Annotated in this window: 13 protein-coding genes; 6 read left to right on the top strand and 7 right to left on the bottom strand. The window is 72.3% G+C overall.

Annotated elements, in window-relative coordinates; all coding sequences use genetic code 11:
• Positions 1 to 55: 55 nt before the first annotated feature.
• A complete protein-coding gene (locus tag ACFCZF_RS18685; protein ID WP_376672583.1) occupies positions 56 to 1306 on the bottom strand; it encodes a glycoside hydrolase family 18 protein in 1251 nt (416 codons plus the stop codon).
• Between the two features lie 358 nt (positions 1307 to 1664).
• Between ACFCZF_RS18685 and ACFCZF_RS18680 the strand changes: the two genes are divergently transcribed.
• A complete protein-coding gene (locus tag ACFCZF_RS18680) occupies positions 1665 to 2837 on the top strand; it encodes an acyl-CoA dehydrogenase family protein (RefSeq protein WP_376672582.1) in 1173 nt (390 codons plus the stop codon).
• Here the strand turns inward: ACFCZF_RS18680 and ACFCZF_RS18675 are convergent.
• Positions 2800 to 3099, bottom strand: coding sequence for a hypothetical protein (locus ACFCZF_RS18675; protein ID WP_376672581.1), 300 nt, complete (start codon positions 3097 to 3099; stop codon positions 2800 to 2802). The genes ACFCZF_RS18680 and ACFCZF_RS18675 overlap by 38 nt on opposite strands.
• A gap of 234 nt (positions 3100 to 3333) precedes the next feature.
• On the bottom strand, positions 3334 to 3771 hold the full coding sequence (locus tag ACFCZF_RS18670) for a hypothetical protein (RefSeq protein WP_375913938.1): 438 nt from the start codon (positions 3769 to 3771) through the stop codon (positions 3334 to 3336).
• Positions 3772 to 4039: 268 nt separating this feature from the next.
• Between ACFCZF_RS18670 and ACFCZF_RS18665 the strand changes: the two genes are divergently transcribed.
• The 4 genes from ACFCZF_RS18665 to fxsA all read left to right on the top strand — a co-directional run bounded on the left by ACFCZF_RS18665 (position 4040) and on the right by fxsA (position 8250).
• Positions 4040 to 4480 carry an Lrp/AsnC family transcriptional regulator gene (locus ACFCZF_RS18665; protein ID WP_121745856.1) on the top strand — a complete coding sequence of 147 codons (441 nt, stop codon included), beginning with the start codon at positions 4040 to 4042 and terminating at the stop codon, positions 4478 to 4480.
• Between the two features lie 118 nt (positions 4481 to 4598).
• On the top strand, positions 4599 to 6203 hold the full coding sequence (locus ACFCZF_RS18660; protein WP_376672580.1) for an amidohydrolase: 1605 nt from the start codon (positions 4599 to 4601) through the stop codon (positions 6201 to 6203).
• Between the two features lie 525 nt (positions 6204 to 6728).
• Positions 6729 to 7628 carry a polyprenol monophosphomannose synthase gene (locus tag ACFCZF_RS18655; RefSeq protein WP_376672579.1) on the top strand — a complete coding sequence of 300 codons (900 nt, stop codon included), beginning with the start codon at positions 6729 to 6731 and terminating at the stop codon, positions 7626 to 7628.
• A gap of 46 nt (positions 7629 to 7674) precedes the next feature.
• Positions 7675 to 8250: an FxsA family membrane protein gene (gene fxsA / locus ACFCZF_RS18650; RefSeq protein ID WP_376672578.1), complete on the top strand. Its 576-nt coding sequence runs from the start codon at positions 7675 to 7677 to the stop codon at positions 8248 to 8250.
• Positions 8251 to 8367: 117 nt separating this feature from the next.
• Here fxsA and ACFCZF_RS18645 read toward each other — a convergent pair whose 3' ends face one another.
• The 4 genes from ACFCZF_RS18645 to ACFCZF_RS18630 all read right to left on the bottom strand — a co-directional run bounded on the left by ACFCZF_RS18645 (position 8368) and on the right by ACFCZF_RS18630 (position 11911).
• A complete protein-coding gene (locus ACFCZF_RS18645) occupies positions 8368 to 8742 on the bottom strand; it encodes an RNA polymerase-binding protein RbpA (protein ID WP_003977404.1) in 375 nt (124 codons plus the stop codon).
• 278 nt (positions 8743 to 9020) lie between these two features.
• Positions 9021 to 10385, bottom strand: a complete 1365-nt coding sequence (locus ACFCZF_RS18640; RefSeq protein ID WP_376672577.1) for an MFS transporter — start codon at positions 10383 to 10385, stop codon at positions 9021 to 9023.
• A gap of 75 nt (positions 10386 to 10460) precedes the next feature.
• Positions 10461 to 11237 (bottom strand): glycerophosphodiester phosphodiesterase, encoded by a 777-nt coding sequence (locus ACFCZF_RS18635; RefSeq protein WP_376672576.1) that lies wholly within the window; start codon positions 11235 to 11237, stop codon positions 10461 to 10463.
• Positions 11234 to 11911: a YitT family protein gene (locus ACFCZF_RS18630; protein ID WP_375916889.1), complete on the bottom strand. Its 678-nt coding sequence runs from the start codon at positions 11909 to 11911 to the stop codon at positions 11234 to 11236. Before ACFCZF_RS18630 ends, ACFCZF_RS18635 begins: the two co-directional genes overlap by 4 nt.
• 101 nt (positions 11912 to 12012) lie before the next feature.
• Here ACFCZF_RS18630 and ACFCZF_RS18625 point away from each other — a divergent pair, with 101 nt between their 5' ends.
• Positions 12013 to 13512, top strand: coding sequence for a PLP-dependent aminotransferase family protein (locus tag ACFCZF_RS18625; RefSeq protein ID WP_375916886.1), 1500 nt, complete (start codon positions 12013 to 12015; stop codon positions 13510 to 13512).
• Positions 13513 to 13532: the final 20 nt, after the last annotated feature.

Raw genomic sequence — 13532 nt, 5'->3', positions numbered from 1 at the left:
ACGGAGGGGCGGAGACCCGAGCCGGTCTCCGCCCCTCCGCCCCCCGTGGGTCAGGTCAGTTGATCGCCTTGATCAGCTCACCGTCGGCGGTGTCACCGCTCAGCTCCCAGAAGAACGTGCCGCCCAGGCCCTGCTGGTTCTTGTACGTCATCTTGGTCGCGATGGTCTGCGGAGTGTCGTAACTCCACCAGTCGCTCCCGCACTTGGCGTACGCGGTGCCGGCCACCGTGCCGGTCGCCGGGCACTTGGACTTGAGCACCTTGTAGTCCTCGATGCCGTTCTCGTACGTTCCCTTGGCCGGACCGGTCGCGGTGCCGCCGGGGGTGGACTGGGTGACGCCGGTCCAGCCGCGGCCGTAGAAGCCGATGCCGAGCAGCAGCTTCGACGACGGAATGCCGAGGCCCTTGAGCTTCGCGATCGTCGCCGAGGTGTGGTAACCCGCCTTCGGAATACCGGAGTACGAGTTCAGCGGCGAGTGCGGAGCGGTCGGGCCGGTGGCGTCCCAGGCGCCGAAGAAGTCGTACGTCATGGGGTTGTACCAGTCGACGTACCGGGCCGCGCCGGCGTAGTCGGCCGCGTCGATCTTGCCGCCGGGTGTCGCGTCGGCCGTGATCGCCGCGGTGACCAGGTAGTCCTGGCCGAACTCGGTACGCAGCGCGCTCATCAGCTTCGGGAACGCCTCCCGGCCGCTGGTGTCGCAGCTCAGGCCGCAGGCGTTCGGGTACTCCCAGTCGATGTCGATGCCGTCGAAGACGTCGGCCCACTTGGAGTTCTCGACCAGGTCGTGGCAGGACCGGGCGAAGGCGGCCGGGTCCTTCGCGGCCTCCGCGAAGCCGCCGGACCAGGTCCAGCCGCCGAAGGACCACAGGATCTTGAGGTCCGGGTGCTTCTTCTTCAGCTTGAGCAGCTGGTTGAAGTTGCCGCGCAGCGGCTGGTCCCAGGTGTCGGCGACCCCGTCGACGGACTCGGCCGCGGTGTACGCCCGGTCGGTCGCCGCGTAGGCGTCGCCCATGGCGCACTTGCCGCCGGTGACGTTGCCGAAGGCGTAGTTGATGTGGGTCAGTTCGGCACCCGAACCGGACGTCTCGATGTTCTTGGCGTGGTACTTGCGGTCGTAGGTGCCCCATTCGGTGAAGTAGCCGACGACCTTCGAACCGGCCGCGGCCCCAGCGGCGGGTGCCTCCGGTGCGGCCGTGGCCGCCGTCGTGCCGGCGCCGGCCAGCAGCCCCGCGCCGAGGGCGACGGAACACAGCGCGGAGAGGAGCGCCCGGACGGGGCGGACGCGGGGGAGGTACGGGACGTGCATCGGGTGTCTCCTCGTGGGGGGAAGAGGGAACGCGCGCCGATTGGCATGAACGCGGTAAGGCGTTCGGGCCGTCACCGTAGAAGGACTAGACCAGTGTGGTCAATGGTGCGGACCATTTTCCCGGCGCGGGCGCCGGAAGCAGACCCTCCCGTACCGGTCGGAGCATTTCTTGAAGTAAGCGGTCGTTAACTGGTGACTCCATGCCTCCGATCGGGCATACTCACAGCGCACAGCCGCTGGTCAGCCGCTTCCGCGACCCGGGAGTGCGAGCATCGGCCAGGCCCGAACGACCCGGCGGAACCGCCTCCACCCAAGGCGCACGTCCGCCGATGTGCCCGACAGGGAGGAGAGCGTCGCCATGCCCGACCGCGCCCCGCAGCCGGTGGACCGGCAACTGCCCACGGACGAGGCACGGGATCTGATCTCGCTCGTCCGCGACATCGCGCAGCGTGAGATCGCCCCGAGCGCGGCCGAGGAGGAGGATGCCGGATGCTTCCCCCGCGAAGTCTTCACCCTGCTCTCCGACTCCGGCCTGCTCGGTCTGCCCTACGACGCCGAGTACGGCGGTGGCGAGCAGCCGTACGAGGTCTACCTCCAGGTCCTCGAGGAGCTCGCCGCGGCCCGGCTCACCGTCGGCCTCGGCGTCAGCGTGCACACGCTCGCCTCCTACGCGCTCGCCGCCTACGGCACCAAGGAGCAGCAGGTCGAGCACCTGCCCACGATGCTCGGCGGCGGCCTGCTCGGCGCCTACTGCCTCTCCGAACCCGCCTCCGGGTCGGACGCCGCCTCGCTGCGCACCAAGGCCGTACGCGATGGCGACGACTGGGTGCTCACCGGCACCAAGGCGTGGATCACGCACGGTGGCGTCGCCGACTTCTACACCGTCATGGCGCGCACGGGTGAGGAGGGGCCGCGCGGGATCACCGCCTTCCTCGTCCCCGGCGACGCCGAGGGGCTGAGTGCCGCGGTACCCGAGAAGAAGATGGGGCTGAAGGGCTCGCCCACCGCGCAGGTCCACCTCGACGGCGTGCGGGTCTCCGACGCCCGGCGCCTCGGAGACGAGGGCCAGGGCTTCGCGATCGCCCTGTCCGCACTCGACTCCGGGCGACTCGGCATCGCCGCCTGTGCGATCGGCGTCGCCCAAGCGGCACTGGACGAGGCGGTGTCGTACGCGGCCGACCGGCGGCAGTTCGGCAAGCCGATCTCCGACTTCCAGGGGCTGCGCTTCATGCTCGCCGACATGGCGACCCAGATCGAGGCCGGCCGCGCGCTGTACCTGACGGCGGCACGGCTGCGCGACGCCGGACTGCCGTTCGCCAAGCAGGCCGCCATGGCCAAGCTGCACTGCACCGACACGGCGATGCGGGCCACCATCGACGCCGTGCAGATCCTCGGCGGGTACGGCTACACCGCGGACTTCCCGGCCGAACGGTACATGCGCGAGGCCAAGGTGCTGCAGATCGTCGAGGGCACCAACCAGATCCAGCGGATGGTCATCGCCCGTCACCTCGCGGGTCCAGAGGGACGCTGAAGGCGCCGGCGACGCGGAAGTCGCCGGTGGTGAACAGGTCCCCGGTGGCGGAGAAGTCCCCGAGGCCGCGCGGAGGCGCCGCGAGCCGGACCCACTCCGGGTCGTGGTGCCCCGGCAGGGTGCGGCCACGGTCGGCCCAGGTCCGCATCAGCTCACGGTAGATCGGCGGGTCCGGGAGTTGCGGGGCGGGCGGAACCGGTCCCGCGGGCACCGGGACGAACACACGGCGCCGACGCTCGGTCGCCGAGTACGTGAGGGTCATACCCGGGCAACGCGGCAAAGGCGGACAGGTCACCGGCCCGCGGAATCGAGCGTGAGTTCGCGGGCGTCCGCCGTCGAGTCGCCGTTGCCGAACCGGAGCCGACGCACCGCCGCCCCGCACCGGCCCGACCGGGCAAGAACGTACCGACCCGCGCCACGGCGGTCTGCTGGGAGCCGTGGCGCGGGTGGGTCAACGGAATCGGGTGTCCCCCCGGACGGTGGGCGCTCGGGCGGCTCAGGCCGCCTCGCGCCGCATCGTCGGCACCCGCATCGGGCGCGAGCCCGGGCCACCGACGTGCGAGAAGGGCTGCGTCCGCCAGTCGAGGCCCCGGGGGAGCGTCAACAGCAGGGCGGTGTCCTGCTCGTGGGGCTGGAAAGACTCGTCCGCGGGACGGGCCTCGGTGGCCCGGCGCCCGGTGCCGGCGCAGACCGAGAGCCCGAACGGGTTCCACGGCGAGGCGCACAGGGCGTGCTCTGGCAGCACCTCCTCGTCCGCCAGCAGGGCGATGGGCTGCGCGCAGTCCGGGCAGATCACCCGGTACATCTCGAAGGTGTCGTAGGTGTCGAGTTCCTCGTCGTCGAAGGCGTCGGGTTCGACGCCCTCCGATACGGGCTCGACGACCGGCTGCTGCCGCTTGGGCGCGGTACGACCAGGGCGCTTAAGACTCTGCATGGGATTCTCCCCCTCGGGCTGGGCCGTGACGGCACTGCGGCCTCGACCACAGCAAGCACTTCCCGTCCCCCCTACGGGGTAATCACGAGAACATCACGGAGACCGTCCGGAGGGTGTGGTCTTCGTCACATGCCGCTCGCAGGTGCCCCGTGCGGCGGGTTTGTCCCCACTCGGCCCGCCGGCCGACTCCCCGTCACATCACGAACCGGGCATGACCTGGGCTGCTCAGGTATCCGAGGAGATCAACCGCACTGTAGGTTCTTGCGCCATGGAGGAGCTGGACCGACAGATCGTGCAGCTGCTCGTCAAGGACGGGCGGATGAGCTACACAGACCTGGGCAAGGCCACGGGCCTGTCCACGTCGGCCGTGCACCAGCGGGTGCGGCGGCTGGAACAGCGTGGCGTCATCCGCGGTTATGCCGCGGTCGTCGACCCGGAGGCCGTCGGGCTGCCGATCACCGCCTTCATCTCGGTGAAACCGTTCGACCCCAGCGCCCCCGACGACATCGCGGACCGCCTGGCCGGCGTCCCCGAACTCGAGGCCTGCCACAGCGTGGCGGGCGACGAGAACTACATCCTCAAGGTGCGCGTGTCGACCCCGCACGGACTGGAGGAACTGCTCGCCCGGGTGCGTTCCCTGGCAGGGGTGTCGACACGGACCACTGTCGTGCTGTCGACGCCGTACGAGGCCCGGCCGCCGCGCATCTGACCCGCGGCCGCGCGGCCCTGCCCTCGCGCATCCTCCGGCCGTCCGGGGCGGCGCCCGCACCCCGCGCGGCGGCGACCTGCGTGCGGAGCCGTCCACGCGAGGGGCGAGACTGGTGCTCATGAGTGAGTCCACCACCCCGTCCACGACCGTCCTGCTGCGCCGCGGCGAGGTCCACAGTCCCGCCGACCCCTTCGCGACGGCCATGGTCGTCGAACGCGGCCAGGTCGCCTGGGTCGGCTCCGAGGGCGCCGCGGACGCCTTCGCGGACGGTGTGGACGAGGTGGTCGACCTGGACGGCGCCCTGGTCACCCCGGCGTTCACCGACGCACACGTGCACACCACGTCCACCGGCCTCGCCCTCACCGGCCTCGACCTCTCCGGTGCCCCCACCCGTGAGGCGGCCCTCGCCCTCGTACGGGACTTCGCCGCGGCCCGCCCGGACGACCGGGTCCTCCTCGGCCACGGCTGGGACGCCTCCCGCTGGCCCGACGGACTGCCCCCGACGCGCGCCCAGCTGGACGAGGCCACCGGCGGCCGCGCCCTCTACCTCAGCCGTATCGACGTCCACTCGGCCGTCGTCACCACCGCCCTGCTCGACCTCGTCCCCGGTGACGTCGCCCGCGCGGACGGCCCGCTCACCGCCGGCGCCCACCACGCCGTACGCGCCGCCGCCCTCGGGGCCGTCGCCCCCGCCCAGCGCGCCGAGGCCCAGCGCGCCGCCCTCGCCCACGCCGCCTCCCTCGGCATCGGAACCGTTCACGAGTGCGCAGGACCGGAGATCTCCTCCGAGGACGATCTCACCGGCCTGCTGCGGCTCGCGGCCGAGGAGACCGGGCCGCGCGTGATCGGCTACTGGGCCGAACAGGACGTCGACAAGGCGCGGGAGCTGGGCGCGGTCGGTGCCGCCGGTGACCTCTTCGTGGACGGCGCCCTCGGCTCCCACACCGCCTGCCTGCACCAGCCGTACGCCGACGCCGGCCACACCGGCACCGCCTACCTGGACGCCGCCGCGGTCGCCGCCCACGTCGTCGCCTGCACCGAGGCCGGCCTCCAGGCGGGCTTCCACGCCATCGGCGACGCCGCCGTGACCGCCGTCGTGGAGGGCGTGCGCGCCGCCGCCGACAAGGTCGGCCTCGCCCGGATCCGCGCCGCCCGCCACCGCGTCGAGCACGCCGAGATGCTCACCCCCGAGACGGTCGCGGCCTTCGCCGAACTGGGCCTGACCGCCTCGGTGCAGCCCGCCTTCGACGCGCTGTGGGGCGGCGAGGACGGCATGTACGCCCAGCGTCTGGGCGCCGAGCGGGCCCGCACGCTCAACCCCTTCGCCGCCCTGCTGCGCGCCGGTGTCCCGCTCGCCTTCGGCTCCGACAGCCCGGTCACGCCCCTCGACCCGTGGGGCACCGTCCGGGCCGCCGCCTTCCATCGCACGGCGGAGCACCGCGTCTCCGTGCGTGCGGCCTTCACGGCGCACACGCGCGGCGGCTGGCGGGCGATCGGACGCGACGACGCGGGCGTCCTGGTGCCGGGCGCGCCCGCCGACTACGCCGTGTGGCGTACCGGCGAACTCGTGGTCCAGGCCCCCGACGACCGGGTGGCGCGCTGGTCGACCGACCCGCGCTCCGGCACCCCCGGCCTGCCCGATCTGACTCCGGGCCGGGACCTGCCCGTCTGCCTGCGCACCGTGGTGGGCGGCCGCACGGTCTTCGTACGGCCGGGCGAGTGATCCACACGGCCGACGGGGCGATGATCTTCTCCCGCGTACGACCTGCGCGTCCTCCGCGCTGACCTGGGCTTTGACACGGAAGCCGCAGGTCGAACGACTGTTGACAGGCGACGGCGGGGGGCCGGTAGGTTCGGCGGAGTCCACCACCGGACGTCCGACCGGGGAATCTTCCGCGCACGCGTCGCGGCGCCGCTGGGTCAGGGACGGTGTGCCGCTCCGGGGCACCGCCACTGGGAGCCAGGCTCAGCGCTCGCGCCGCGACGAGGGAACGTTCCGGCCGGTCGGGAGGTGTGACCCGGGTGGGGCCCGGGCGCTCAGTAGACAACGGCCTAGGTCGACCCGCAGCCGGCGGGTCCCAGGTCGGCCCGAAGGGCGCCGGGCCCCCATCCGCCGTGCAAACGGCCCTAATCGGCCATCCATACCCCGGTCCCGGGAAAGCGACACCACCGTACGGACGTCCTGTCACGTCGCCGCAGGCCGCGGCCATTATGGTGGTCCTCTGCGTACGGACATGAAGGGGCAGCGGTGAACGACGGCGACGGGACGCCCGCGGTAGCGGGGCAGGGGAGGCGGTTCGGCCCCCTGGGCACGGCCTTGGTGATCATTCCGACCTACAACGAGGTGGAGAACATCAAGGCGATCGTCGCGCGCGTGCGCGAGGCGGTCCCCGAGGCGCACGTTCTGGTGGCCGACGACAACAGCCCCGACGGCACCGGCAAGCTCGCCGACGAGTTGGCCGCCGAGGACGACCACGTCCAGGTCCTGCACCGCAAGGGCAAGGAGGGCCTGGGCGCCGCCTACCTCGCGGGCTTCCGCTGGGGTCTGGAGCACGGCTACGGCGTGCTGATCGAGATGGACGCCGACGGCTCCCACCAGCCCGAGGAACTGCCCCGTCTGCTGACCGCCCTCAAGGGCGCCGACCTGGTGCTCGGCTCTCGCTGGGTGCCCGGCGGCAGGGTGGTGAACTGGCCCAAGTCCCGCGAGTTCATCTCCCGCGGGGGCAGCATGTACTCGCGCCTCGCGCTGGACCTGCCGCTGCGCGACATCACGGGCGGCTACCGGGCCTTCCGCCGCGAGACCCTGGAAGGGCTCGGCCTGGAGGAGGTCTCCTCCCAGGGCTACTGCTTCCAGGTCGACCTCGCCCGCCGGGCCATCAAGGCGGGCTACCACGTCGTCGAGGTACCGATCACGTTCGTCGAGCGCGAACTCGGCGACTCCAAGATGAGCCGCGACATCCTCGTGGAGGCGCTGTGGCGGGTCACCACGTGGGGTGTGGGGGAGCGGGTCGGCAAGGTCCTGGGCCGCGACAGGCAGCCCGACAGGGCGTCGGACGGGCCGGTCGCGGGGCGGGCGGACGCCGAGCCGACCGCCAAGCCGGCCGAGTCGGGCGACAAGTCGACACAGGCACCTGACAAGAACGCCTGATCGTCCCCTTATGCCGCGCTGAGCCGGGGCCAGGCACACTGGGGGTATGACGACTGGCGCTCAAACCCCCAGTTCCCCCGCCCGGCCCCCGCGTTCCAGGCTGCGCACGTTCCTGCCGCTGGGCATCGCCGCGTGGCTCGTGCTGGAGATCTGGCTGCTTACCGTGGTCGCGGGTGCGTTCAGCGGGTTCGTGGTCTTCCTGCTGCTGGTGGCGGGCATCGTTCTCGGATCCGTGGTGATCAAGAGTGCGGGCCGCCGGGCCTTCAGGAACCTCACGGAGACGCTGCAACAGCAGCAGGCCGGCGTCATGCCCGAGGCCCGTCCGAACAGCGAGGGCAACGGCCTGATGATGCTGGGCGGACTGCTCCTGATACTCCCCGGCCTGATCTCGGACGCGCTGGGCCTGCTCATGCTGCTGCCCCCGGTCCAGAAGGCCGTGAGCCGCTATGCGGAGCGGACGGTGGAGCGCAAGCTCCGGGAAGCCGGCCCGGGTACCCTGGGCGACGCCTTCCGCCAGGCGGCCCGCATGCACCAGCCGGACGGCAAGGTCGTCCAGGGCGAGGTCATACGAGACGATCCCGACGACGCGCCGCAGGGCCCGCGTCCTCCGCTGACTCACTGAGCGGTCCCGCGGCCCGGTTCCTGCGGCCCGGTTCCCGACACACCAAAACCGCGGGTGCCGTACGTGAAGCTCACGTACGGCACCCGCGGTGTTCGGTTTACTGCTTACGGTTTTCCGCTACGCACTCTTGCGGCTGTCTCGCGGGTGCACCGCGATGTTCATCGCGCCGGAGCGCAGAACGGCCAGCCGCTCCTCGAGGACCTCTTCGAGTTCCTCACGGGTGCGTCGCTCCATCAGCATGTCCCAGTGCGTACGCGCGGGCTTGGCCTTCTTCTCCTCAGGGCCGTCGCCGTCCACGAGGAGTGCCTGGGCCCCGCAGACCTTGCACTCCCACTCCGGCGGGATCTCCGCCTCGACCGAGAAGGGCATCTCGAATCGATGCCCCTTCTCGCATGCGTACTCCACGGCCTGGCGCGGGGCCAGGTCGATGCCGCGGTCCGTCTCGTAGCTGGTCACCACGAGGCGCGTGCCGCGAAGAGCTCGCTCACTCATGAATCGTGCCTCCCGGGCTTGTCGCCCACAGGACAGGTGTCGCTGTCGTCGTCATCCGGTCAACGTCCGGGCGGCGGTAAAGATTCCCGTCCCGACTCCCGTTCCGGGCGTCTGCGTCGCCGTCGCAGTCGCAGCCTTGCAACCAGTGCAGTACCCGCCGACGTCCGGTTTGTCACCTCTGCTGGCAGATGTGACATAGCGTTTCGGCACCTTTGACGCGCAGTAACGGTACGCCTGGCAGGCCAAACGCGTACACTACAGCCCTTTCGCGCCGAGTGCTAAATCCTTTCGGGTACGGGATTGCCCGCGTCGCCGATCGCCCGCCGCACCGGGACCCGCGCGAGCAGCACGAAACCGATGACGAAGAACGCCACCAGCGAGATGATGGCGTCCCGGTAGCTCCCGGTCAGCTGGTAGGTGAGCCCGAACAGCAGCGGCCCGAGCCAGCTCATCCCGCGGTCGCTCAGCTCGTACGCCGAGAAGTACTCGGCCTCCTTGCCGGGCGGCACCAGGTGGGAGAACAGGGAGCGGGACAGCGCCTGGCTGCCGCCGAGGACGAGTCCGATCCCGGCGGCCAGCACGAAGAACCACACCGGCTCCCCGGCCGGCAGGAAGTATCCGGCCGCGAGGGTGACCGTCCACGCGACCAGCGACCCGAGGATGGTGCGCTTCGCCCCGTACGTCCGGGCCAGCCGGCCGAGCGCCAGCGCGCCCGCCACCGCCAGCAGCTGGACCAGCAGGACGGCCACGATGAGGGTGGACTGGCCGAGGTCCAGTTCCTGGGAGCCGTAGACCGAGGCCTGGGAGATCACCGTCTGGATACCGTCGTTGTAGACGAGGTACGCCAGCAGGAAGGCCAGGGTCAGCGGGCGGCGCCGCATGTCGCGGACGGTTGCCGCGAGCTGCCGGAACCCGGGCAGAGCGGCCCCCCGCGCGCTCTCGCGCTCCCGCGCGGGTGTGCGGCGGTCGCGCAGCCGCCGCAGCGGGATGAGCGCGAAGGCGCCCCACCACAGGCCGGCGGAGGCCAGGCAGACGCGGACCGCCGCGCTCTCGCTCAGCCCGAAGGAGTCGTGGGCCGTGTAGAGGATCAGGTTCGCGACCAGGACCAGCGCCCCGGCCGCGTAGCCGAACGCCCAGCCGCGCGAGGAGACCGCGTCGCGTTCCTCGGGCGGGGCGATCTCGGGCAGGTAGGAGTTGTAGAGCATCATCGCCACGGACTGCGCGGCATTGGCGACGACCAGGAGCAGTCCGCCCAGCAGATAGCGGTCGCCGTCGAGGAAGAACATGCATGTCGTGGCCGCGGCCCCGGTGTACGCGGCGGCGGCGAGCAGCGGCTTCTTGCGGCCCGAGCGGTCGGCCGCGGCGCCCACCAGGGGCATCACGAGCACCGCCACGATCACCGACAGCGACACCGAGTACGCGAAGAACGACCCGGCCCGCACGGGTATGCCGAGCGGGTGGACGTATCCGTCCGCGTCCGCCGCCGCCTCGGCGACCGACGTCAGATAGGGCCCCAGGAACACGGTGAGCACGCTCGTCGAGTAGACCGAGCACGCCCAGTCGTAGAAGTACCAGCCGCGCTGTTCGCGCCGTCGGCCGTCGGCGCCGTCGGCCGCGTCCGTCCGCAGGGTGTCGGTGCCCACCCGTGCCCTCGCTTCCCCGTGAACGCGCGACGTCCCGGGGGTTCGGCCGCGGACCTCGGACGGTCCCGGACCGTCTCAGACCCAGACGCCGCGGTCCTCCATGACCTTGCGCAGTGTGTCGATGTGATCGGTCATGATGCCATCCACTCCCAGGTCCAGGAGCCGGTGCATGCGGTCGGGGTCGTTCACCGTCCAGACGTGCACCTGCAGCCCGCGCGCGTGGGCGGCGTGCAGGAAGCGGTGGTCGACCACCTGGATGCCCGACTGGGTCTCGGGCACCTGCGCGGCCACCGCCGAGCGGCGCAGCGCGGCCGGCACGCCCCAGGAGCGCAACCGAAGGTTCAGGACGCCCCTGGTGCCGTACGAGGTGGCCAGGCGCGGGCCGGCCAGGTGCTGGGCGCGGACCACACGTGCCTCGGAGAACGAGCCGACGCAGATGCGGTCCCAGGTGTTCGTCCGCTTGATCAGCTCCAGGAGCGGCAGCAGTGCCGGCTCCGCCTTCACGTCGATGTTCCAGCGCACCTCGGGGAAGGTCTCCAGGAGCTCCTCGAAGAGCGGCACCGGTTCCTCGCCCGCCACGCGCGCGCGGCGCACCTTCTCCCACGAGAGGTCGGCGATCCGGCCGGCCCCGTCCGTCACCCGGTCCAGCGTCGCGTCGTGGAAGGCGACGAGCTTCCCGTCCCGCGTGGCGTGGACGTCGGTCTCGATGTACCGGTAGCCCGTCTCGACCGCGCGCCGGAACTGCCGCAGCGTGTTCTCCAGGCCGTCCGCCGCACCGCCCCGGTGGGCGAAGGCGATCGGGCCGGGGTGATCCAGGTAGGGGTGGCGGGGGTGGCGTATCGGGGTGGTCACCGACGCAGTATCGCGCGCCGGGGTTGACCGGCGGCAACCACCGTGCTGCCGTCGGATGCCGACGGGACGGCGAACACCCGCAGGAACACCTGGGCGAGCGGCCCGATCGTCACGGCGTACAGCAGGGTGCCGACACCGACCGTGCCGCCGAGGGCGAACCCCGTCGCCACGACGGTGATCTCGACAGCTGTGCGCACCAGGCGCACCGAGAGTCCGGTGCGCTGGTTCAGGCCGGTCATCAGGCCGTCGCGCGGGCCCGGACCGAAGCGCGCGGCGATGTACAGCCCGGTGGCGGCTCCGTTCAGGACGATCCCCGCCACCATCGCGGCGATCCGCAGCGTCCAGCCGTGGGCGTCGGGCACGACGGCCAGGGCGGCGTCCATCGCGGCGCCGATCACCAGCACGTTGGAGATTGTGCCGAGGCCCGGTCGCTGGCGCAGCGGGATCCACAGCAGCAGTACCGCCGCGCCCAGGAGGGTCAGCACCACGCCCATCGACAGGCCGGTGCGCTCCGCGAGGCCCTGGTGCAGCACGTTCCAGGGCTCCAGGCCGAGGCCCGACCTGACCAGCAGCGCGGAACTCGCGCCGTACAGCACGAGACCGCCGTAGAGCTGTGTCAGTCGCCGTGCGAGATGCCGCTGCCCGGATCGCTGCCTGGTTTGCCGCCTGGACAAGAGGTGCCCCCTGTGTGGTGGTAGTGGCCTGCTGCATGACACCCTGTGGCTTGAGAAGGAGAGCCAACCATGGCCAATTCGGGGAAGGTGGACTGATTTCCATGGCGCAGTGGACCTCGGCCGTGGGGGCGGGGCAGCTCGCCCGGCTGCTCGGCTCCCAGCAGGACCGCCCGGCCGGGCCCGGCACCCGCCGCCCGCCCGCCTACCGCGCGCTCGCCGACGGCATCCGGCTGCTGGTGCTCGAAGGGCGCGTACCGGTCGCCGCCCGGCTGCCCGCCGAGCGCGAGCTGGCCCTGGCCCTGACCGTCAGCCGCACCACCGTCGCCGCCGCCTACGAGGCGCTGCGCGCCGAGGGCTTCCTGGAGTCCCGGCGCGGCGCGGGCAGCTGGACCGCCGTACCGGCCGGGAACCCCTTGCCGGCGCGCGGCCTGGAGCCGCTGCCGCCCGAGGCGCTCGGCTCGCTGATCGACCTCGGCTGCGCGGCGCTCCCCGCGCCCGAGCCCTGGCTCACCCGTGCCGTGCAGGGCGCCCTGGAGGAGCTTCCCCCCTACGCGCACACCCATGGCGACTATCCGGCCGGGCTGCCCGCGCTGCGCGCGATGATCGCCGAGCGCTACACCGCGCGCGGGATCCCGACCATGCCCGAGCAGATCATGGTGACCACGGGCGCGATGGGCGCGATCGACGCCATCTGCCACCTCTTCGGAGGACGCGGCGAGCGCATCGCCGTGGAGTCGCCCTCGTACGCCAACATCCTCCAGCTGATGCGCGAGGCCGGGGCCCGGCTGGTCCCCGTCGCGATGGCCGAGGGGCTCACCGGCTGGGACGTGGAGCGCTGGCGCCAGGTGCTGCGCGAGGCCGCGCCCCGCATCGCGTACGTCGTCGCCGACTTCCACAACCCCACCGGCGCGCTCGCCGACGACGACCAGCGACGGCGGCTGGTGGAGGCGGCCCGCTCGGCGGGGACGGTGCTGGTGGCCGACGAGACGATGAGCGAGCTGTGGCTGGACGACGGGGTCGAGATGCCGCGCCCCGTGTGCGCCTTCGACCCGGCGGGGTCCACGGTCGTCACCGTGGGCTCCGCCAGCAAGGCCTTCTGGGCGGGGATGCGCATCGGCTGGGTCCGCGCCGCGCCCGACGTGATCCGCAGCCTGGTCGCCGCGCGCGCGTACGCCGACCTGGGCACGCCCGTACTGGAGCAGCTGGCTGTGAACTGGCTGTTCAGCACCGGCGGCTGGGAGCAGGCCGTCGCGGTGCGGCGCGAGCAGGCCCGCCGGAACCGGGACGAGCTGGTGGCCGCGGTGCGCCGGGAACTGCCCGACTGGGAGTTCGAGGTGCCGCGGGGCGGGCTGACGCTGTGGGTGCGGACCGGGGGCCTGTCGGGCTCTCGGCTCGCCGAGGCGGGGGAGCGCGTGGGCGTCCGGGTCCCGTCCGGGCCGCGCTTCGGGGTCGACGGGGCCTTCGAGGGCTATGTCCGGCTGCCGTTCACCGTCGGCGGCGCGGTGGCCGAGGAGGCGGCGGCGCGGCTGGCCGCGGCGGCCCGGCTGGTGGAGAACGGAGGCGTCGGGGGCGGTGAGCCACCGCGGACGTTCGTGGCGTAGACGGCGTGGCGTAGACGGTG

The sequence above is a fragment of the Streptomyces sp. NPDC056296 genome, assembly GCF_042268605.1.
In the GTDB taxonomy this organism is placed as follows: domain Bacteria; phylum Actinomycetota; class Actinomycetes; order Streptomycetales; family Streptomycetaceae; genus Streptomyces.
Note: the sequence above shows the minus strand (reverse complement) of the source record. Positions and strands in the feature narration are given on the sequence as shown.